Below are 20984 nucleotides of genomic sequence, written 5' to 3'. Positions count from 1 at the left end.
AAAAATATTACAAACCGCGCATTTCATGCTATTATAGAAATATATCTAAACTAAGGAGGCGCAACATGAAACTTTCACTAAACGGAATTAAGAACAAATCGGACTGGGAAGCTACAAACATCACACTGCCCGGCTATGACGTGGAAGCGGCGGCCGAAAAAGCAAAAGCAGCTCCCCGCTGGGCTCACTTTGGAATCGGCAATATCTTCCGTATCTTCATCGGCGGCATTGCCGACGGCATGCTGGAGGATGGAGACCTGGATACTGCCCTCACCTGTGTGGAGACCTTTGACTATGATGTCGTGGACAAGATCTATCGCCCATTCGACAACCTGGGATTAAGTGTCATTCTGCATACAGACGGCACCAGAGACTGCAAGGTCCTTGGCTCCTTCGGAGAGGCCATAAAGGCACAGAGCTCTGATCCGGCACAGTGGACGCGTCTGAAGGAAATCTTTTCTGCCCCCTCCCTTCAGATGGTTTCCTTTACAATTACCGAAAAGGGGTATGCTCTGACCACTTCAAGCGGCAGCTACCTCCCTTATGTGGAAGCAGATATTGAAAACGGACCGGACAAGGCTGTTGGCGCCATGGGCGTCTTAACCGCTATGCTTCTTGCGCGCTACCAGAACGGCAGGGCTCCTCTTGCCCTTGTTTCCATGGATAACTGCTCCAAAAACGGCAGCCTTCTTCGCAGTTCTGTGCTGACTATGGCCGAAGAATGGAAGAAGAAGGGATATGTAGACGAGGACTTCTTCGCCTATGTAAGCGATGAATCCATCGTTTCCTTCCCATGGACCATGATCGACAAGATCACTCCCCGCCCGAACCCTGACATCGCTGCTGATCTGAAGGCTCTTGGCGTAGAGGATATGGATCCTGTAGAAACCTCAAAGCGCACCTATATCGCTCCTTTTATCAACGGCGAAGATCCTCAGTATCTGGTCATCGAAGACAGTTTCCCGAATGGCCGTCCTCCGCTTGAAAAGGGCAAAGGCGTTTATCTTGGCAGCCGGGATACCGTCAACAAATCCGAACGCATGAAGGTTACCGCTCTGTTAAACCCGGTTCACTCTGCTGTCGGTCCTTTCGGCGTACTGCTGGGCGAGGAATATTTTGCCGACATGATCAACCGTGATGCAAAATTAATGAAGCTGGCCAAATCCGTATGCTATGATGAAGGATTCCCGATGGTAGAAAGCCCGGAGATCATTGACCCGAAAGCATTTGCCGATGAGCTGTTTAATCTCCGGTTTGTCAACGAATATCTGCTGGATACCAATCTCCGGCTCTGTACCGATGAGTCCCAGGGACTTGGAATCCGCTTCGGCGAAACCATCAAGGCGTACACCGCCAAATACGGCAGCGCCGAACAGCTGATCGCTATCCCCCTCGGTATTGCCGGATGGCTGCGGTATGTTCTGGCAGTAGATGATGCCGGCAACACTTACACGCTGGCTCCTGATCCACTGGCCGGCGAAATTGCTGACGCTTTGAAGGATGTCGAGATCGGAAATCCGGAAACTCTGAAGGATCAGTTAAAGCCAATCCTCTCGAATGAAAAGATCTTTTTCACCAACCTTTACGAAAACGGTGTGGGTGAAAAGATCGAAGGGCTTTTCCGTGAAATGATTGCAGGTCAGGGCGCCGTTCGGGCAACAATTGATAAGTATATGTAATTTTGTTTGAAAACCGGCAGGATGCGTGATTCGTATCCTGCCGATCTTTTTCCGGACTTTCATGTACAACAAAACAGCCATTACGATCACCGTGACCATAATGGCTGTTATATATTTAATTTTATCATATTTTATATTTTTAATCGGAGGATCTTCTGTAATTCTTCTCGTTCCTTATTTATACTCCTTCTGTTTCTATATAATCTACTTTCGTGGTTATTATAATATCTATAACTGTTTCCATCATAGCCAGTGCCCTTATCATTTGTCTATGATCGTATTAAGTTATTCCTTCTATAACCTTTCGTTTATATAGTGTTTCGTATAAATCTGTGATATTAGGTAATGTTTCTTTACACATTTTCTAATATTCCGAAATTAATGTGGTATTGTTTTCAATATGTCTGCAGATAGAATTTCTTTTCTTTCAATGAATCTCCGGCTTGTTTTTCTTCTCCGATTTCTCTTTTCATTCTGTATTTGCCGGTTTATCTTTCTTTATGGTAAAGGCTTATTCTACAGGAACGATAATCTGCCATACCACTAACATATTGAATTTTAAATTCTGCTGCTGTGTCCAATGGATTAAGCCTCCTTTTCTTAAATTTCCAAATCAATGTATTTTTTATGATTCCCTTTCTCGTCAGGAACTCATTTCTTATTGATCTTTGGATTGATTATATAGTAGCACCGGCGCTTTATTTTGTCAACACTATTTTTGCATTTTTTATTAATTAATTTATAACTATTTTGTTTTTGTATAAATTTACAGAATATTTTGTTTTATTCCTTTTGTTTACTACAATATAATATCTCCCGTTTTCTGATAATCTTCCAAAGAATAGGACTCGATCACGTTCCCCTGCACCACGTATAACACCTGCCCGATATACAGACCTCTTGCACTCCTGCTGCCGCTGCCGTTGATTTCCTCCTCCATCCGGCAGGTAAATCCGTTCATCTCATCATATTCAAACAGAAAATATATTTCTCCGCCTTCTCCATAACTGGAAAATCCGATCATATTCTGATCCGGTTCTATCAGCACTGCCTTATAGTTGTTAAACAGATCCGTATAATAAATGTGTTCCAGAACAACGGTATCTTTTTCTATCACATTCCTGGGGTCTGTAATATCAAACATTGTCAGCTTTATTCCGCCTGTGACCTGTGTTTCCTCACCTACCTCCATGCCGATTCCCAAAAGCTTTCCCTCTCCGTAAAAATGAAGATATTCTGAAAACCCGGGTATCTTTAATGCCCCTAGTATTGTCGGATTCTCCGGATCGGAAAGATCCACGCTAAACAACGGATCCGTCTCCCGGAAGGTCACAAAATAGGCAATGTCACCCATGAATCTTGCAGAATAGATCCTCTCCTCTTCAGCCAGCCCTTCAATAGATCCCGTCTTTTCCAGCTTCTCATTCAGGATATATACAGAATTGGTATCATCTACCGTAGACACCACACGAAGATATCCATTATATTCATCGATCGAAAAACTATCGTTCAGATAACCGTCGAAACTACCCTGCGCTGTTCCAGTAAGCTTTCCATCTGCATACGCTACTCGCCGGACCGCAGTGACGGTTGATCCGGAAGGCTGCCAAATAGTCTCATAATAATAAATATTCTCGTTGCTTACATACAGCTCCCCGCCTTTGGACATCAATGCCTTACTGTCCTTTACCTGATCCGGCTGATCCGGATTGATGGAAACGATGACCTCATACATATCCGCCCGCTCGGTCTGCGGAAGATAAATATCTGTTTCTTCCATGACTTTATCGTTTATCGCCGGCAGATAGGTTCCCGGTTCCCGTGGATCCGGCTCATTCCACAGATCAATATAATGATTGGTAAACAGATAAACAAAGCCATCTGACAGCCGGGAAGACTGATATCCTCCACTTTGGATTACCCGGCCTTCTTCCTTAGGTTCTGCAGGCTTCTGGATGTCATAAGTGATCACTTCTGTCTCCTGGGTGTTATCAGCCCCACTGTCCGCTACCAATATCATTTTCCCATCCATAAGATAGATTTCATATATATATTCCCCGTCTTCCAGCCTGATCCTGCCCACTGTTTCCATCTGTCCGCCCGCCGTATCTACAATAGCCACCGTCACGCCGTCATCCTGAAGCACATACAGATACCTGCCATCCGTCTTGACCACATCTCCTTCGTCCACGCCTTCCTGCCTTACATTGGTCTGAGAATAATTTTCAGCAGATGAACGCCCGGCTTCTGTTCCGGAACTGGCTGTCCCTGCATCGCCGACTGCCATATCGCCTTCAGACGCCGATTCTTCCACTGCAGATGCTCTGAATCTTTCTACACTCTTTTCCACATATCCATAAATTTCATTGTAGCTTTCTGCAGTCCGGATCATCCCGCCCGTATCTGCCAGCGTATCCTCCATCCAGGATACTTCTGTCTGCGAATTTCTGCCCTGTTCCTGCCTGTCTCCCCAGATCAGCAGACCTGCCGCAAACACAACGCAGGCTGCCGCCACGGATCCCGCCGCATAAAGCCTCTTCCGATATTTGCTCTTTTGCATACTGGAAGTTTCCTTCCGAAGTCTCTTTTTCATTTCCTCCGGGTAAAGTGTCTCCGGGACCTGGATCTCTTCAGCCCGTTCTCGTATACGCTCAAGAATTTCCTGCTCTTTCCTGTCCATATGTCCTCCTTTCACTCACCTTAACATGACTTCCATTTTCTTTAACGCACGGCTGCGCCTGGATCTGATCGTGTTGTCACTTTGGTCCAACATACGCCCGATTTCCCGGCTGCTGTATCCGCCAAACACTGACAGACCGATGATCTCCTGTTCTTCATCTGTCAGAACAGCAAACGCCCTTCTGACATCCAGCGCCGCCGCATGATCCATTTCCTCAAACGGAACGCACTCTCTTTCACTTCCCTCTGCCTTTTTTCTTTCTCTGGCTTCCGTCCTCAGCCGTTTCCTGCAAACGTTTGCCAGAATCGTGAAAATCCAGCTTTTGAAAGCTTCACGCTTCCGAAGTTTCCGGATATTTACATAAGCTGCCGTCACTGCCTCGCTGACTGCATCCTCCGCATCCTGCGGATGTCCCAAAATGCAGAGCGCATAACGGTACAGGTCTGGAAAAACGCTTTCATACAGCTTCGCAAACATCTCCTCATCACATTTCATATCTTCTCCTCCCTGCCAGATATGACCTACAATACACATTACTATTGTTCTATATATTAGAGTCAAAAAAGGTGGAAACTGTTGCATTTATATTTAAGAAAAACATCCCGGATACGGCCTCATATGATGCCGCACCCGGGATGCTCTGTATTTTGTCGTTTTATTTTTTTCTTATCCGATCTTCAAACCAGCCTGTTATCCACGATAATAGTTGATCAGGCAGCCCTTGGTGATGATCTCTCTTTCTGCATCTGTCATATCTCCAAGCTTGAAGGTCACTTCCTTAAGTTCTTCGCCTTTTACCACATATGCAGTGATTTCCGAAACTTTTTCGGCAACTGCCTTTTTGATATCCGGCACAAAGATGTAATCTCCATTCCGGAAGCTTAAGCTTTCATGATCTTCTTCAGTAATAAACGGAAGCATACCCCAGTTGATCAGGTTAGAACGGTATCTCTTGGTAGCATATTCATTGGCAATATTCGCCCAGCCGCCCAGTACCTTCTGGCAGGAAGCAGCCTGCTCTCTGGCGGAGCCGTCTCCCGGCTTCACTGCAAAGATGGTGCTGCCGATGCCTAAGTTGCCTTCTCCCGCTTCCGGGAACTTCGTCTGTACCGTCTTCATCACCGGCTTTAATTCTTCCAGGACTTCCAACGGGCATTTTCCGGCTTCGATAGCCTTCTCTGCCTTCTGGATCTCTTTCGCACGTCCCACATAAGCCGGATCCTTTCTGGACAGGGCAAACTCTGCCAGCCCCAGCGGGTTCGAGCGATAGGAAGAAGTCTCTCCGGACGGAATCAGCTCGTCTGTGGTGGTTACCGGATCATGAATCTCAGATACCACTTTCAGGAGCAGGTTTTCCGGAAGTGCAGGCATTTCCGGCCAGTCCTTGATATTCGGTCCGAACTTGATCTCCACAGACGGATCTGCCACGCCTTTGCTGTCGAAGACACGGTTTGCATAAATCTTCTGGTCGAAATGATATTTTCTTCCTTTATATTCTACATCCATATCTGTTGCCGGAGTCAGGAAACCTTTATTAGCTGCTGTTGCAGCAATGGAACGGGCATCCATCAGCGCCACCGATGCGATCTGTCCGCTCTGCAGCTTGGATCCTTCCCGGTTCGGGAAGTTTCTGGTGGAATGGCGGATAGAAAATGCATTGTTCGCCGGCGTATCACCAGCTCCGAAGCAGGGACCGCAGAAGGCGGTCTTCACAATGGTGCCGGCCTCCATCAGGTCTGCCACCGCTCCGTTTTTCACCAGTTCCATATAGATCGGCGTGCTGGCCGGATATACGCTGAAGGTAAATTCATCCGCTCCGATATAATGTCCCCGGATGATGTCCGCCGCCGCACAGATATTTTCAAAACCGCCGCCGGCACATCCGGCGATGATTCCTTGATCTACATATAATTTTCCGTTTACGATCTTATCCTGAAGAGAATAATCCACAGCTCCGTCCAGGCTTACCAGCGCCTTCTTCTCTACATCGTGCAGGATGTCCTTAAGATTTGCGTTGACCTCGTCGATAGTATATGTATTGGACGGATGGAACGGCATTGCGATCATCGGCTTGATCTCACTTAAGTTGACATATACCATGCCGTCATAGTAGGCCACTTCTCCCGGATTTAATTCCTGATAATCCTCTTCTCTTCCGTGGATTTCATAAAATTCCCTGATCTTCTCATCGGTTTTCCAGATGGAGGAAAGACAGGTGGTCTCTGTGGTCATTACATCAATACCGATCCGGAAGTCCGCACTCAGCTTCTCCACGCCCGGTCCCACAAATTCCATGACTTTATTATTCACATAGCCGTTTGCAAAGGTCGCCCCGATAATGGCAAGCGCCACGTCCTGCGGACCTACGCCTTTCACCGGCTCGCCATCCAGATAGATACCTACTACCTGCGGCATTTTGATATCATACGTCTTGTTCAACAGCTGTTTTACCAGCTCCGGACCGCCTTCTCCCATAGCCATGGTACCCAGGGCTCCATAGCGGGTGTGGCTGTCGGATCCCAGGATCATCTTTCCGCCGCCTGAGAGCATTTCTCTGGCGTACTGGTGAATAACCGCCTGGTGCGGCGGTACATAGACGCCGCCATATTTCTTGGCACAGGTCAGTCCAAACATGTGGTCATCTTCGTTGATCGTTCCCCCTACCGCACACAGAGAATTGTGGCAGTTGGTCAGCACATAGGGGATGGGGAATTTCTCAAGCCCGGACGCCCTCGCCGTCTGGATGATCCCTACGAAGGTAATATCGTGAGACGTCAGCTTATCAAATTTGATCTGAAGCTTTTCCATGTTCCCGGAAGTATTATGCGCCTCCAGAATCCGGTAAGCCATCGTATTCTTCGCCGCATCCTCACTGGATACCTTCTGTCCGGTACGGGCTCCCGCCTCTTCTGCATTTTCCACGATCTCGCTTCCGTGCAGAAGATAAACACCACTGTCGTACAATTTTATCATCTTGTCTTCCTCCTGTCCTAGTTTTTCTCATTTATATCCTTCATATGATCTGCCACCATCATGGCTATCTTAAACGTCAGGGCGTCGTCAAAGACTCTGACGTCCAGTCCAGTCTTTTTCTGGATCTTTTCCAGACGGTACACCAGTGTATTTCGGTGTACATAGAGCTGTCTTGCCGTCTCTGAGATATTCAGGTTGTTGTCAAAAAACGTATAGACCGTGGTCAATTCTTCTTCCTCGAATTTTTCTTCCGGCCCGTTCTCAAATACTTCCTTCAGGAACATCTCGCACAGCGATGGCGGAAGCTGATGGATCAGCCGTCCGATTCCCAGCTCGTCATATGCCAGAATATTTTTTTCCACATAGAAAACCCTGCCTACCTGAAGAGCAAGATCCGCTTCTTTATAAGAACGGGATACATCTTTTAACTCTTCTACAATCGTCCCATATGCGACCCGCACCCCGACCATGGCCTCCATATTCAGAGTATCCACGATTTCGTGGGCGATCCGGTTCAGTGTCTGATAATCATCGGTATTTTCCAAAGCCTTTACCAGGATCACATGCCGCTCGTCTACCGCCGTTACAAAGTCTTTCATCCCGGTGGCATACAGACCACGCATAGTCTCCAGAATCAGAGTTTCCCCCTCGTTCTTGGACTCAATAAGAAATACTACCCGCCGCTGTTCCACGGGTATCTTCATTTTCTTAGCCTGGTTATAGACATCTACTACCAGCATATTGTCCAGGATCAGATTCTGGATAAAACGGTTCTTATCCATCTTTTCCTTATATGCAAACAGCAGGTTGGCAATCTGGCTGGCTCCAAATCTCCCCGCCGTCACAGCCTCATGGCTGCCGCCTTCCATCCCTAATATGTATACCGGATCCTCTTCATCCCGGATCAGGAATAAGCAGATCTCCTCTTCAACCCGCTCTTCCTCTCCGCTCTCGCCAAAGGAAACGGCTTTCTCTTCCCAGGCAGGCATCTTTTCACTGGTCATGACCAGGCAGACGCCTTTTTTATCCCAGACGGCACACTCCAGTCCGCTGATTCTTTTCATATCCTGTACGGCTTTGTGCAATAGCTGATTCGAAAGCAATCGGAACCCCTCCTGTTCTCTACATGTGAATTTTATTTTACCACAGGACCGCGCCAGTGTACAAGTGAGAAATCCCCCTGCGGCTGTCCGCCGGCTTTTCTCCCGTCTCTGTATTCTCCCGGCATGTTGTGGTGACTGATGAAAGAAAAAAGGGGTCCCGACTCCGGGATCCCTCTTATTTCATTTTCCAGACTAGTTTGTGATTGTCTGCTCTGTTTCTTTATCAAATACATGGATCTTCTCAGCATCCAATGCAAATTTTACGGTATCGCCTGTTCTTGCTGTTGTTCTTGGATCCACTCTTGCAGTCATGCTTGCGCCTTCATAGTCGAAGTACAGGAATACTTCTGCACCGAGCATCTCGTATACACGGATCTTAGCTTCGATCACGGTGTTCGGAGAAGCCTGAAGGAATGCAGGCTCATCATGCACATCTTCCGGACGGATACCAAGTACAACGGTCTTTCCATCGTATCCGCCGTCGATCAGCTTCTGTCCCTTTGCTGCAGGCAGTTCGATCTCGGAAGGTCCTGCTACCAGGTATACCTTGCCATTCTGTACTTTACAGGTAGCATCTACAAAGTTCATCTGCGGAGATCCGATGAATCCTGCTACGAACAGGTTGCACGGATAATCATACAGTGTCTGAGGTGTATCTACCTGCTGAACAACACCAGCGTTCATAACTACGATTCTGGTACCCAGTGTCATAGCCTCTGTCTGGTCATGAGTTACATAGATGATTGTTGTGCCCAGTCTCTGATGCAGCTTGGAAATCTCAATACGCATCTGTCCACGCAGTTTTGCGTCCAAGTTGGAAAGAGGCTCGTCCATCAGGAATACCTTCGGGTTACGTACGATCGCACGTCCCATAGCAACACGCTGTCTCTGTCCACCGGAAAGAGCTTTCGGCTTACGATCCAGCAGAGCTTCCAGATCCAGGATTCTTGCTGCTTCACGAACCATCTTGTCGATCTGATCCTTCGGTACCTTTCTCAGTTTCAGACCGAATGCCATGTTGTCATATACGGTCATATGCGGATACAGAGCGTAGTTCTGGAATACCATCGCGATATCTCTGTCCTTAGGCTCTACATCGTTTACAACCTTGTCGCCGATCTTCAGTTCTCCGGAAGTAATGTCTTCCAGACCTGCGATCATACGAAGCGTTGTAGATTTTCCACATCCGGATGGTCCTACAAAGATGATAAATTCTTTATCTTCAATCTCAAGGTTGAAATCTTTTACAGCTTCGAATCCGTTTGGATAAGTTTTGTTGATATGCTTCAGTGATAAACTTGCCATTGTATTTTCCTCCTAAAAATGACTTTCGTTTCCGTTCTGTTAAAGAGTATAGTAAATATTTCTTATTTCCGAAATACCAAAGTTGAACAATCTTTTCCGGCAATTCTATACAAGTTGACGAACCAGCGTGTTACAGTCCCCACCGAACCCAGACAAGAGCAGAAGGTCTTGCCATGCTCGCATGCAAAAGACCTTCTGCTCTTGTCTGGTGAGAGTGAAACTCGTAACCGCCATCCTCATAAGCAGTCTTTGCACGAAGTGCAAAACAAAAGCGCGCCAGCGCTGGGACTGCGCATGGGGACGGCGGTTCGGTGGGGACTGCTATTTGCAGTACAAAAGGAAAGTCTTTCTTATTCTTCTTCCGAAAGCAGCGCCTGATACACGTCCCTTTTACTGATCCCCCGGTCCTTTGCCACCTGCTTCATGGCCTCTTTTTTTGACATTCCTTCCGAAAGATACCTCTCCATATGTTCCGCCAGCGGAATCTCCTCCCACTTCGCCTGCTGCTCCTTCCTGATCTCTGTGCGGCTTTTCCCTTCTACCACCAGCACGCACTCCCCTTTCGGCTCCTGTTCCTCATAATACGCAGCCGCGCCGGAAAGGGTACTCTCATAGACCGTTTCATGCTTTTTGGTCAGTTCTCTGCACACCCGCACCTGCCGGTCTCCCCCCAGCGTTTCTTCCAGAGTCCGCAGGGTCTTGACGAGCCTGTGGGGCGCCTCATATATTACAATGGTCCTGGTCTCTTCCTTTAGCTCGTCAAGGATCTGCTGCCGCTCTTTCTTGTCCGCAGGAAGAAAGGCTTCAAAAACAAATCTCCTGGTAGGAAGACCCGAAATCGTAAGGGCCGTGATGCAGGCTGCCGCTCCCGGGACAGCCGTCACCTGGATCCCGGCTTCCCGGCACATCCTCACCAGCTCCTCTCCCGGATCCGAAATTCCCGGCGTACCCGCATCTGTGATCAGCGCAATATCGGTCCCTGCCTGGAGCTTTTCCAGAAGCTTGCGTCCTTTTTCGATTTTATTGTATTCGTGGTAGCTGGTCATCGGCGTTTTTATCTCAAAATGATTCAAAAGCCGGATACTGTTGCGAGTATCCTCTGCCGCGATCAGATCCACTTCCTGCAAAATGCGCACCCCGCGGAAGGTCATGTCTTCCAAATTGCCGATAGGGGTCGCACAAAGATACAAGGTTCCTGCCATGGTACGCTCCTTTCTACTTCATTCCATACATCGCCCTCAGTTCCTGCGTATATGTCCCGTCTTTTTCATACACGATCAGCGGTGGTTCCACTTCCATCCTGGGATTTCCGCCCTTCAGGCCCTCGATCAGGACCATATTGGGCTCCTTATCTACATATGGATATACCAGCCGCATCCTTTTGGGCTCCAGCTTTGCAGCCGACATTTTTGCCAATAGCTCCGGCAGACGAAACGGCCGGTGTACCATGTAAAACCTGCCCTTTGACTTCAGGACTTTTGTGCTTTCCCGCAGAATATCGTCAATCGTACACAGGGCTTCATGGCGGGCGATGTACAATGCCTCGTTTTCATTTTTCAGGCCGTGGCTTCCGATCATGTACGGAGGGTTGGTCGTAATAACTTCAAAAGAAGCGGCTCCAAAGATCGAAGCCGCTTCTTTGATGTCGCCTGTCACAATATCTATTTTTTCTTCCAGTCCGTTAAGCTTTACACTGCGTACGGCCATCCCCGCACTTTCTTCCTGGATCTCCAGGCCCGCATAATGCTCGCCCGGATACTTAGCCGCAAGCAAAAGTGGCAGGATGCCGTTTCCACAGCCAAGATCCAGAGCTCTCTCACCTCTTCTTACCTTCGCAAAAGCACTGAGCAGCACCGCATCCATGCCAAAGCAGAAACGCCCCGGGTTCTGAATGATCTGATAGCCACGAAGCTGAAGGTCATCCAGCCGTTCTCCGGCTTTTAAATACTGTTCCTGGTCTGTTCTATTCATCGTCTAACTTTGACGCCCCATTCTTTTCTTCTAAATTCCTGAGTTCCGCCATCTCTTCCTTCGAAAGCTTTACATCCTTTTTCTTTCGTCTGGGCTTGAACTTAAGCTCCGAGGCCTTGTACTCCCGGATCTCTTTCTCATCATTATCCAGAGTAACAACCACCTTCACCTGCTGCCGCAGCACATTGACTGCCTGCACATCACCCTTTAATCCTTCCGGAGTCGTCACATGGTCGCCATTTGCCGGCAGATGACGGTTCAGCTCTTCGTAGGTCTGCTCTTCATTGGTCAGACAGCACATCAGCCTGCCGCACACTCCGGAAATCTTGGACGGGTTCAGAGACAGATTCTGCTCCTTCGCCATCTTGATAGATACCGGTGCAAATTCCGACAGATAGGTATGGCAGCAAAGCTCCCTGCCGCAGATGCCAATGCCCCCGCGGATCTTCGTTTCATCCCGCACGCCGATCTGCCGAAGCTCGATCCTGGTGCGGAACACACTTGCCAGGTCTTTTACCAGCTCCCGGAAATCAATACGTCCGTCTGCCGTAAAATAAAACAGCACCTTATTGTTGTCAAAGGTATATTCAGCATCGATCAGCTTCATTTCCAGCCCGTGTTTCCGGATCTTTTCCAGACAGATGCCAAAGGCTTCCTTTTCCTTCTCCCGGTTTTTCTCTTCCCTGCGGATATCATCTGCTGTCGCAATCCGGATCACCGGTTTCAGAGGCTGCAGGATCTTGTCATCCTCCACCTCTTTTGGCCCCGTAACTACGGAACCAAACTCCACACCCCGGGCCGTTTCCACGATCACCTTGTCCCCGGTGCGGATCTTATATTTCCCGGGCGCAAAGAAATACACCTTCCCCGCCCTGCGGAATCTTACTCCTATCACTCGTGTCATATTACTAATTCTCCTTTATCGTCAAGAACAAAAGTTCCATTACCAGATCAAAGTTTACATTGGCACGGAGACGGGATTTCGCCGTGTCCAGCGCCTTCAGGATCGTCTCGATCCCTTCGTAGGAGCTTTTCTTCGCCTGCTCTTTGATGTAGGAAATCTGCTCCTTGAAGACAACCTTGTCCATATCTTTTGTCGCTTTATATAACAGGACATCCCGATACCAGATCATAATGATATCCAGATAATCCGTGATTTCTAATTTATAGGCTGTGATCCGGTTTACCGCCTGGACAATCTCACTAAGCTCCATCTCATGGATATATTTCAGGAGCTGTATCGCCTCTTCCCGGATCTCATTAAAATGCTCCGAATTTGCCAGCATGATAGCCCTCCCCAGATTCCCCTGGGCAAACGCCGTACACATGTCTGCTTTATAATCCGGCACTTCGAGCACTTCCATCAGATATTTGCGGATCAGAGTATTCCGGATATTTCGAAGCTTCAGCATCACGCACCTGGACGTGATGGTCGGAAGCAGCGCCTCCGCATTTTCTGTCAACAGGAAAAATACTACATATTCCGGCGGCTCTTCCAGTGTTTTCAGCAATGCGTTCTGCGCCTGCGGGGTCATCAGCTCTGCGTGGTCGATGATATATACCTTGTAAGGTCCCTGATATGGCTTGACCATCACCGTATCATTGACCTGTTCCCGGATATCATCCACACTGATCGCACCTGGTTTCTCATGGGTCACCCGGAGGATGTCCGGATGGTTGCCGCTCTCTGCCTGTCTGCAGGAATGGCACACATTACAGGGCTCCGGCCCTCCTTTTTCACACAGGAGCGTCATGGCAAACAGGCTTGCCAGCATCTTCTTTCCGGAACCTCTCTCCCCGTTCAGAATATAGGCATGCCCTACCTGTCCGTTTTCCACCGAACTCTGAATGTACTTTATAATGTCTTTGTGACCAACTACATCTTTAAAACTTCCCATGTCGTATTTCCCCTATGATTTCATCTAAACATTTTCCTTTATCTCGATTGGAAAACCGTTTCCGGATCCCCAGTCTTGCCAGATTCTCTTCAGAGAAGTCCTTCTCATCCGCCAGGAATCGCCGGCACATCTCCGCATATTTCGGCTCCCGCTGCTCCCGCTCTCTTGCAAGGGCCCGCTGAAGCCTTTCACCGTCCTCTACTTCCACGTAGAGCGGCACCAGATTCTCTTCACCGTAGAACCCGCGCATCTTTTCGTAAGACTCCAGGGTGCCGATTACCAGGTAATCCGCCCTGTCAAGGTCTACCTGGCCGTCATCCACGGTAGCGTAGCGCCACAGCCCGCAGACCGTATTGTAGGCGCGCTGCTCTACTACCTTTCCCTGCTTTTCATAACAATCCAGTGCGGCATCATCTACGAAAAAATACTCCACGCCGTCCCTTTCTCCTTCCCGGATAGGGCGGGTCGTGTACAATGTGATGGTCCTAAGCTCCGGAAAAGCCTGCTTTACCTCTTTAAAGAGAGTGTCCTTTCCGGAAGCGCTTTTCCCCATCATATAATATATCTTACCCATGCTTCCACACCTCGATCCAGGAATCTTCCTTAAGCCCTTCCACGGCAAATCCCTGTTCCTGATACCATTGTAACATATCTGCCGTCTCTTGTGACACCCTTTCTCCCGGAACGATCATCGGGCATCCCGGAGGATAGAGATACGCATACTCCATAGCCACCTCACCCACACAGTCCTTCCAGGAAACCTTTCGGATCCCGGCCGGATCTTTTTCTCTTAAATCCTCGGCTTCGCCCGGAGCATATATCAGTTCCTGCCTCGGGAAACCTCCGGCTCCCGGGCACTCCATCTGACCTTCCCAAACGGCATCTTTGGCTTTTTGACGCTCTTCTGCCTCTCTGTCGATGGAAAAAAGAGCATTTACAAGCCGCTCCATCCCTTCCTCCGTATCACCTACGGATGTCATCAGAAGCACATAGCCGCCCGCCCGCATTTCGGGCTGCAGATGATAGTCATCCAAGAGCTTCCGGTACAGCTCACGGCTGGAAATTCCGCTGCCGGCGCAGGAGATCACCAGCTTGGAAGGCTCCATGTTATCCGCTTTCGCAAGCCGCAGGCGCTTTAAAGCTCCCAGCTCATTTCTTGTCCTTTTCAGCATCTCCACATAGGGCCCGAATAACTCTTCCCTTCGCTCCCGCAGCATGTGGATACAGGCGTCGATTCCTGCCATCAGTACATAGGACGGACTGCTGGACTCCAGCATATGCAGATATTTTCGTATTCTGCGCCGGTCCACTCTTTCTCCGTTGATATGCAAAAGTGCCGTCTGTGTCAGAGACGGAAGCGTCTTGTGCAGACTGTGGATCACGATATCAGCGCCTTTTTGATTGGCATTTTCCGGAAAACAGGGGTGAAAGCCAAAATGCGCCCCGTGTGCCTCATCCACGATCAGTGGAATGTCATGCACATGGACCGCCTCTGCGATTGATTCCACATCGGATACTATCCCGTCATAGGTCGGCGATACGATCACTGCCGCCCGGATGTACGGATGCGTTTCCAGCGCCCGCCGGATATTGTCTGCGGAAATCTCTGTATTCAGCTGTGTGTCCGGATCGGAGCCCGGATAAACATACACCGGATGAAGCCCCTGCATTTCCAGGGCATGATACACCGATTTGTGGCAGTTTCTTGCCACCAGGATCTCATCGCCTCTCCTGGTCACTCCCAGAATGGCACTCAGGATTCCGACCGTGCTTCCATTGACCAGAAAGTGGGTCTCGTCTGCATGGTACGTCTCTGCCGCCCGTTCCTGGGCCTCTTTCAGGATACCCTCTGCGTGATGCAGATCGTCAAACCCGTCGATCTCTGTGATATCGATCTGGCAGGGTGTAACTCCCCCCAGCATGTCCAGCTTCCGTTTATGGCCCGGCATATGGAACCCGTAATAATCAGAGGCCCCATATGCCGTCAGCTTTTCTAACAATGTACTCATCTTGTCCCTACAGTCTCTTCAGCAGTTCTTCTCTTTCTTTTTCATAGCCCGGCTTTCCAAGAAGCGCAAACATGTTTTTCTTATAGCTCTCCACGCCTGGCTGGTTAAATGGATTTACACCCAGAATATATCCGCTGACTCCGCAGGCAAACTCGAAGAAATAGAACAACTCTCCCAGGGAGAACTCGTCCTGTCTCGGAATGTTGACCATCAGGTTCGGCACATTTCCGTCTGTATGCGCCAGCACGGTTCCGTTCATCGCGCTCTTATTAACAAAGTCCACATTTTTGCCTGCCAGATAGTTTAATCCATCCAGATCTACCGGCTCCTCCTGAATGATGATCTCTTCTTTTGACTCTTCCACATTCATGACTGTTTCGTACAGGATCCGGTTGCCGTCCTGGATGAACTGTCCCATGGAATGAAGGTCTGTGGTCAGGTCTACAGATGCCGGGAAGATTCCTTTCTGATCCTTGCCTTCGCTCTCGCCGTAGAGCTGTTTCCACCATTCAGATACATAATGAAGGCTTGGCTCATAATTTGCCAGGATCTCAACAGTCTTTCCTTTCCGGAGCAAAATGTTGCGGACTGCCGCATACTGCATCGCGTCGTTTTCCTCAAAGTCCGCATTCAGCGCCCTCTCTCTTCCTGCTGCCGCTCCGGCCATCAGCTGGTCGATATCCGCGCCGCTGACCGCGATCGGAAGAAGGCCTACTGCCGTCAGTACAGAGAAACGTCCGCCTACATCATCCGGTACCACAAAGGACTCATATCCTTCTTCGGTCGCCAGGTTCTTTAACGCTCCCCTTGCCTTATCAGTCGTTGCATAGATTCTCTTTGCCGCTTCCTCTTTGCCGTATTTCTTTTCCAGCATTTCTTTAAAGATACGGAAGGCGATGGCCGGCTCTGTGGTCGTTCCGGATTTGGAAATAATGTTCACGGAGAAATCTCTGTCTCCGATCACATCGATCAGATGCTTCAGATACGTGCTGCTGATACTGTTTCCTACATAATAGATCTCCGGAGTCTTGCGGATCTCTTTTGATACCATATTATAAAAGCTGTGACGCAAAAATTCGATTGCTGCTCTTGCGCCAAGGTAAGAGCCTCCGATCCCGATTACCAGAAGCACCTCTGAATCACTCTGGATCTTTACCGCAGCCTGTTTGATCCGCGCAAACTCTTCCTTATCATAGTTAACCGGAAGATCGATCCATCCAAGGAAATCATTCCCCGCTCCTTCTCTTCCGAGAAGCTCTGCCTTTGCTGCTTCAGCGATCTTTTTCATAGATACCATCTCGTGGTCTGAAATAAATGTTTTTGCTTTTGAATAGTCAAACGTAACCTTACTCATGATCGTGACTCCTTCCATTCCTAATCCTTTGCGTTTATCCAATTTGTGCTTCGGCATACGCCGATACATACATTTATTATATTAGCAAATCAAGGGTCGTTTCGCAAGCGCTTCGTCCAGAACGTATGTCAGGCCATGTACTCCTCCAGGATCTGCCGGATCAGCACGTCCTTGTCCACGGCTTTTTTCTCCTGCTTCTCCGAAGCCTGTACTTCTGCCTGCTCTTCTTTTGCCTGCGCCAATACCGCCGGCTCCTGTTTTATATTCTGGATCCTTTCTGATCCCTTTTCAATTGCCGCGTCGATTGCCTCCTGATTCCGTCCCTCTGTGACCCTGGTTTCTCTGACCGGGGTTCCTTCCGGCTCGTCCACTTTCTGAAAGCTTTCTGTCCCGTGCGCCTCCGGCGCCATGACCTGGATCTCTTTCTGGTATGCCTTTTCATACTTACGGCGGCATACATTTTCCAGATAGTCTACCATATAATTTTTCACTGCTTTCAGACGATACCCCTCATCTGTAGTCAGATGGAACAGGTACACTGCTATCGCAAGAACTGCTCCTGCCGCCCCCGCACGGAGCACCGCATCGCCCATGCCCTCCAGGGCATACCAGCCTGCTGCCCCTGCTGCTCCCAGCAAAAGACATCCTGCCGCAGACGCTTTTTCCAGCCGCCTTAAGGTATGAAGCTTCATTCCCAGAACCCGGTACTCATACAGGTACTTATCCACAAATACTCCCACATTTTCCACAGTATCGCTTACCATACAGGCGTGTTCAAACTTGGCTTTTACCAGCCGCATCAGCGGGTGATTGCTTTTATTCATATTACCCGCCGCCCACACCAGCCGTTTCAGCGAAAGGTTGACCGCAATCTTGCTTAAGATACCCACGGCCGCTACGATCCCCATCAGCACATATAAGATGCGCCCCTCCAATATCACTTCTAACATATAAAAAGCCCTCCTTTTGATTTGCATTATACTGGAAAATCAAAAGGAGCGCCTAAAAAGCGTTCTACAAGTTCCGCACAGATCCCGGCGGATCCTGTCAAACTATATTATATTTTGTCTAAAACTTTTTAAAATGTTTTTACAGTGATCTCATCAATTCTCTGACCAGCGCCACGCTGTGGGCGATTGCCTGCTTTTCGAAGGCCGGATAATCCATGACCGCACTGTTGTCGGCTTTATCCGAAATCGCACGAATGATGACACACGAAACTTTGTTCAGATATGCCGCCTGAGCGATTGCCGCCCCCTCCATCTCCACGCAGAGCGGATGGAATGTGTCCCGGATCCGGTCTTTCTGCTCCTGTCTGCCGATAAACTGGTCCCCGCTGGCAATGCGTCCGGTAAAGGTCTGGATATCCGGATTGGCTCTCCGGTTTGCCTCTTCCGCCTTCTTTACAAGCTCCGGATCCGCCGGAAATGCCAGCACATCCATCTGAGGAATCTGTCCCAGCGGATAGCCAAATGCTTCTGCGTCCACATCATGCTGTACCGCATCTGTGGAGATCACCATGTCCCCGATATCAATCCCGGCGTCTAAGGAGCCTGCAATTCCTGTGTTGATCAGCCTGGACACCTGAAAATGCTGGGCCAGGATCTGGGCGCAGATCCCGGCATTGACCTTTCCGATCCCGCTGCGTACTACTACCACGTCCTGTCCTTCCAATGTCCCTTCTACAAACTCCATGGATGCGATCTCCGTCACCGCACGAACGTCCATGGCTTCCTTCAGAGCGGCTACCTCATCCTCCATTGCTCCAATGATTCCTGTCCTCATCTTCGTCCTCCTTCTGTGATTTTTATGAAAACTCTGCTAACGCTCCAGTAAATAAAGCTCCGGCAGCCTGCAACTGCTGGGGCTTCTGCCTTTCACTCTAGCAGAATCCCTTGAGAACTGCAATATTTTCTGTTATAATCTCTTTAGATTTCGAAGGAGGAGGCATCATTGATATGGAATATATACCACACGGGGTCTGTTCCCGCCTGATCCACGTAGAATTGGATGGAAATATCGTTAAAAATGTAGAATTTGTCGGCGGGTGCAGCGGCAATACTCAAGGGATCTCCCACCTGGTAAGAGGGATGGATGTCCACGAGGCGATCTCAAGGCTGCAGGGAATCCGCTGCGGAAATAAAGCGACATCCTGCCCGGATCAGCTTTCTTACGCCCTGAAACAGGCAATCGGCGAATAGTGCGTAAAAAGGATGCGGCATGGCGCCGCATCCTTTTCTTTTTGAACCCTTTGCGTTTTGTTCATAGACATTGGCCAGGAAGGCTGTGGGACGCGCTGTCGCGACGTCTTCAGCCCGTAACGTGGGCCTTACGGTTTCTCAATGTAAGGATTTATTTAATTTTTAATTCTTAATAAAATAAACAACTTGCGCCGTAACAGCGCGCCCCACAGCCTCCCCGGCTCCACGTCATACCGGTTAACCGGTGTATAAATTTTGTTAGTTAAATAGTTTCCTTCTCTGTTTCGTTTAGATGGTTATGGTTCTTCTACGTAGACACCGTCGGTGAAGGAACTGCTGACATCATCGTTAGCGGAATGTGTACATCTAACGCGATAATAGTATCCGCCTTCTACCTCTAAGGTACGGTTGGATCCTACGCGATCTGTATTTTCATTTTCTTTTTTCCAACTATCATAAAATGTCCACTCGGTATCTCCTTCTTGTGCTCTCTCTACCATAACAGATACTTTTATACGTTCTACTGTATGAGCTGCAATAGTCGTTCCCCCAGCATAAATTTTTCCTGGTCCTAAGCGAACTACTTTGGAGTACCCCGCCATCAGATCTTCTCCTCTGGTAATTTTTACATCATCCCCAACGGACTCATTATCATGAGTCAACTCTGAACCATCTAAAATAGGCTTGTCAGTCGCCGCTTTTACTTGCCCTGCTGAAAAAAATGGCATGCTGAAAACCAACAGGGCCACACAGCAAGCTGACAGAATTTTCTTTTTCAAGTCTCACCTCCCTTTTCACTCACTATTCCCTCATAATATAAACACATACATAGACAAAAACTGACGCTATTCTTAATAAAAATGCAAATTTTCTAAAATTATTTCTAAATCATTTTGTTTCATAGAACCAATCAAAAAATATTCTAACCCCTTATAGCTAAATTGCGCCGAATATCTTCTTTGTTCATCCGAAATCTCATATTCCTTAATTTCTATTTTACAATTATCTATCTCCTTAATCTGAGAACTAACTATTTTATCCTCTATATCCATTCCCCATGACGCACCTCTATACGACGCATCAACAAAATAAACAATAGCTTCTTGTTCTAACTCATACCACAATTCTGCTGTTTGCTTCGCTTCATCGAAAACCATTCTATCAAAATACATATCCTCTGGCCGTCCAAATATTTTTACCGGCTCTACCCCAAACTCATCACTAATTTTCTGATATGCCTCTTCTTCGTCTTCCTCCACAATCACAAGATTCTCGTCACTGGAGTTGACTTTCTCTACTTCTCTGTCCCCAACTGCCTGTCTGACCATCATAATCATCTGTTCTGGCCCACCAACCGCAGTGATGCCAACAGCTCCCATCGTTACGAGCACTGCTGCCACAGCAATATATATCTTCCATGGTTTGCGGCCATGCCTCTTTCTTGTATGCTTCTTTGTGGATTCTTCTGCGGGCATTTCTTCTGTTCCATTTGCTTTCGCCCGCTCTTTTTCCTCCTGAATGATTTTCCGTCCACGCTCCAGAGCATAGCGGTCCTCTTCGGAGAGGCGGCTGTAGATCTCTTCTCTTTCGGCTTCTTTGATTTTTTCTATCTCATCATCCAACTTTGCACGGATAGCTTCTTTAGTGCCTTCCGGCATACGGATGTCATCTTCGGATCCATGATTTTTTATATGATTTATCTGCTGTTCTTCCTCTTTTGCCAGCTCTATAAAATTTTCGGCGAGATGCTGTTCCAGCATGTCTTTCTTTTTCTCCATATTTCTTTCCCCATTATTATATGCATTTTTATC

Annotated in this window: 18 protein-coding genes; 2 read left to right on the top strand and 16 right to left on the bottom strand. The window is 48.4% G+C overall.

The window, feature by feature from the left end:
• Positions 1 to 65: 65 nt before the first annotated feature.
• Positions 66 to 1679, top strand: a complete 1614-nt coding sequence (locus BKD12_RS06935) for a mannitol dehydrogenase family protein (RefSeq protein WP_070088590.1) — start codon at positions 66 to 68, stop codon at positions 1677 to 1679.
• Positions 1680 to 2478: 799 nt separating this feature from the next.
• Here the strand turns inward: BKD12_RS06935 and BKD12_RS06930 are convergent.
• The 14 genes from BKD12_RS06930 to BKD12_RS06865 form a co-directional block, all read right to left on the bottom strand.
• Positions 2479 to 4359 carry a beta-propeller domain-containing protein gene (locus BKD12_RS06930; RefSeq protein WP_070088589.1) on the bottom strand — a complete coding sequence of 627 codons (1881 nt, stop codon included), beginning with the start codon at positions 4357 to 4359 and terminating at the stop codon, positions 2479 to 2481.
• Between the two features lie 15 nt (positions 4360 to 4374).
• Positions 4375 to 4854: an RNA polymerase sigma factor gene (locus BKD12_RS06925; protein ID WP_070088588.1), complete on the bottom strand. Its 480-nt coding sequence runs from the start codon at positions 4852 to 4854 to the stop codon at positions 4375 to 4377.
• 195 nt (positions 4855 to 5049) lie between these two features.
• Positions 5050 to 7332: a hydratase gene (locus BKD12_RS06920; RefSeq protein WP_070088587.1), complete on the bottom strand. Its 2283-nt coding sequence runs from the start codon at positions 7330 to 7332 to the stop codon at positions 5050 to 5052.
• Between the two features lie 17 nt (positions 7333 to 7349).
• Positions 7350 to 8396 carry a PucR family transcriptional regulator gene (locus BKD12_RS06915; RefSeq protein WP_176730932.1) on the bottom strand — a complete coding sequence of 349 codons (1047 nt, stop codon included), beginning with the start codon at positions 8394 to 8396 and terminating at the stop codon, positions 7350 to 7352.
• 231 nt (positions 8397 to 8627) lie between these two features.
• A complete protein-coding gene (locus BKD12_RS06910; protein WP_070088585.1) occupies positions 8628 to 9740 on the bottom strand; it encodes an ABC transporter ATP-binding protein in 1113 nt (370 codons plus the stop codon).
• A gap of 350 nt (positions 9741 to 10090) precedes the next feature.
• Positions 10091 to 10942, bottom strand: coding sequence for a 16S rRNA (cytidine(1402)-2'-O)-methyltransferase (rsmI, locus tag BKD12_RS06905; RefSeq protein WP_070088584.1), 852 nt, complete (start codon positions 10940 to 10942; stop codon positions 10091 to 10093).
• Positions 10943 to 10955: 13 nt separating this feature from the next.
• A complete protein-coding gene (locus tag BKD12_RS06900) occupies positions 10956 to 11711 on the bottom strand; it encodes a tRNA1(Val) (adenine(37)-N6)-methyltransferase (protein WP_070088583.1) in 756 nt (251 codons plus the stop codon).
• Positions 11704 to 12615, bottom strand: coding sequence for a PSP1 domain-containing protein (locus BKD12_RS06895; protein ID WP_070088582.1), 912 nt, complete (start codon positions 12613 to 12615; stop codon positions 11704 to 11706). Before BKD12_RS06895 ends, BKD12_RS06900 begins: the two co-directional genes overlap by 8 nt.
• A gap of 4 nt (positions 12616 to 12619) precedes the next feature.
• Positions 12620 to 13609, bottom strand: coding sequence for a DNA polymerase III subunit delta' (gene holB / locus BKD12_RS06890; protein ID WP_070088581.1), 990 nt, complete (start codon positions 13607 to 13609; stop codon positions 12620 to 12622).
• Positions 13596 to 14183, bottom strand: a complete 588-nt coding sequence (locus tag BKD12_RS06885) for a nucleoside/nucleotide kinase family protein (RefSeq protein ID WP_070088580.1) — start codon at positions 14181 to 14183, stop codon at positions 13596 to 13598. Before BKD12_RS06885 ends, holB begins: the two co-directional genes overlap by 14 nt.
• Positions 14176 to 15618, bottom strand: a complete 1443-nt coding sequence (locus tag BKD12_RS06880) for an aminotransferase class I/II-fold pyridoxal phosphate-dependent enzyme (protein ID WP_070088579.1) — start codon at positions 15616 to 15618, stop codon at positions 14176 to 14178. Before BKD12_RS06880 ends, BKD12_RS06885 begins: the two co-directional genes overlap by 8 nt.
• Positions 15619 to 15625: 7 nt before the next feature.
• Positions 15626 to 16975 carry a glucose-6-phosphate isomerase gene (locus BKD12_RS06875; RefSeq protein ID WP_070088658.1) on the bottom strand — a complete coding sequence of 450 codons (1350 nt, stop codon included), beginning with the start codon at positions 16973 to 16975 and terminating at the stop codon, positions 15626 to 15628.
• A gap of 125 nt (positions 16976 to 17100) precedes the next feature.
• Positions 17101 to 17922, bottom strand: a complete 822-nt coding sequence (locus BKD12_RS06870; protein WP_070088578.1) for a hypothetical protein — start codon at positions 17920 to 17922, stop codon at positions 17101 to 17103.
• Positions 17923 to 18061: 139 nt separating this feature from the next.
• On the bottom strand, positions 18062 to 18757 hold the full coding sequence (locus tag BKD12_RS06865) for a 5'-methylthioadenosine/adenosylhomocysteine nucleosidase (protein ID WP_070088577.1): 696 nt from the start codon (positions 18755 to 18757) through the stop codon (positions 18062 to 18064).
• 173 nt (positions 18758 to 18930) lie between these two features.
• Here BKD12_RS06865 and BKD12_RS06860 point away from each other — a divergent pair, with 173 nt between their 5' ends.
• On the top strand, positions 18931 to 19173 hold the full coding sequence (locus tag BKD12_RS06860; RefSeq protein ID WP_070088576.1) for a TIGR03905 family TSCPD domain-containing protein: 243 nt from the start codon (positions 18931 to 18933) through the stop codon (positions 19171 to 19173).
• Between the two features lie 296 nt (positions 19174 to 19469).
• Here BKD12_RS06860 and BKD12_RS06855 read toward each other — a convergent pair whose 3' ends face one another.
• Positions 19470 to 19952 carry a DUF6147 family protein gene (locus tag BKD12_RS06855; protein WP_070088575.1) on the bottom strand — a complete coding sequence of 161 codons (483 nt, stop codon included), beginning with the start codon at positions 19950 to 19952 and terminating at the stop codon, positions 19470 to 19472.
• A 72-nt stretch (positions 19953 to 20024) separates the two neighbouring features.
• On the bottom strand, positions 20025 to 20951 hold the full coding sequence (locus tag BKD12_RS06850; RefSeq protein ID WP_070088657.1) for a DUF4367 domain-containing protein: 927 nt from the start codon (positions 20949 to 20951) through the stop codon (positions 20025 to 20027).
• Positions 20952 to 20984 lie beyond the last annotated feature (33 nt).

The sequence above is a fragment of the Merdimonas faecis genome (assembly GCF_001754075.1).
GTDB classification, from domain to species: Bacteria; Bacillota; Clostridia; order Lachnospirales; family Lachnospiraceae; genus Merdimonas; species Merdimonas faecis.
This window is presented reverse-complemented; position numbering and strand designations above follow the sequence as displayed.

Excerpts from the sequence above, each read along its gene's own strand:
- BKD12_RS06935 (WP_070088590.1), top strand. The coding sequence starts at position 66 with ATGAAACTTTCACTAAACGGAATTAAGAACAAATCGGACTGGGAAGCT.
- BKD12_RS06930 (WP_070088589.1), bottom strand. The coding sequence starts at position 4,359 with ATGGACAGGAAAGAGCAGGAAATTCTTGAGCGTATACGAGAACGGGCT.
- BKD12_RS06925 (WP_070088588.1), bottom strand. The coding sequence starts at position 4,854 with ATGAAATGTGATGAGGAGATGTTTGCGAAGCTGTATGAAAGCGTTTTT.
- BKD12_RS06920 (WP_070088587.1), bottom strand. The coding sequence starts at position 7,332 with ATGATAAAATTGTACGACAGTGGTGTTTATCTTCTGCACGGAAGCGAG.
- BKD12_RS06915 (WP_176730932.1), bottom strand. The coding sequence starts at position 8,396 with ATGAAAAGAATCAGCGGACTGGAGTGTGCCGTCTGGGATAAAAAAGGC.
- BKD12_RS06910 (WP_070088585.1), bottom strand. The coding sequence starts at position 9,740 with ATGGCAAGTTTATCACTGAAGCATATCAACAAAACTTATCCAAACGGA.
- rsmI (WP_070088584.1), bottom strand. The coding sequence starts at position 10,942 with ATGGCAGGAACCTTGTATCTTTGTGCGACCCCTATCGGCAATTTGGAA.
- BKD12_RS06900 (WP_070088583.1), bottom strand. The coding sequence starts at position 11,711 with ATGAATAGAACAGACCAGGAACAGTATTTAAAAGCCGGAGAACGGCTG.
- BKD12_RS06895 (WP_070088582.1), bottom strand. The coding sequence starts at position 12,615 with ATGACACGAGTGATAGGAGTAAGATTCCGCAGGGCGGGGAAGGTGTAT.
- holB (WP_070088581.1), bottom strand. The coding sequence starts at position 13,609 with ATGGGAAGTTTTAAAGATGTAGTTGGTCACAAAGACATTATAAAGTAC.
- BKD12_RS06885 (WP_070088580.1), bottom strand. The coding sequence starts at position 14,183 with ATGGGTAAGATATATTATATGATGGGGAAAAGCGCTTCCGGAAAGGAC.
- BKD12_RS06880 (WP_070088579.1), bottom strand. The coding sequence starts at position 15,618 with ATGAGTACATTGTTAGAAAAGCTGACGGCATATGGGGCCTCTGATTAT.
- BKD12_RS06870 (WP_070088578.1), bottom strand. The coding sequence starts at position 17,922 with ATGTTAGAAGTGATATTGGAGGGGCGCATCTTATATGTGCTGATGGGG.
- BKD12_RS06865 (WP_070088577.1), bottom strand. The coding sequence starts at position 18,757 with ATGAGGACAGGAATCATTGGAGCAATGGAGGATGAGGTAGCCGCTCTG.
- BKD12_RS06860 (WP_070088576.1), top strand. The coding sequence starts at position 18,931 with ATGGAATATATACCACACGGGGTCTGTTCCCGCCTGATCCACGTAGAA.
- BKD12_RS06850 (WP_070088657.1), bottom strand. The coding sequence starts at position 20,951 with ATGGAGAAAAAGAAAGACATGCTGGAACAGCATCTCGCCGAAAATTTT.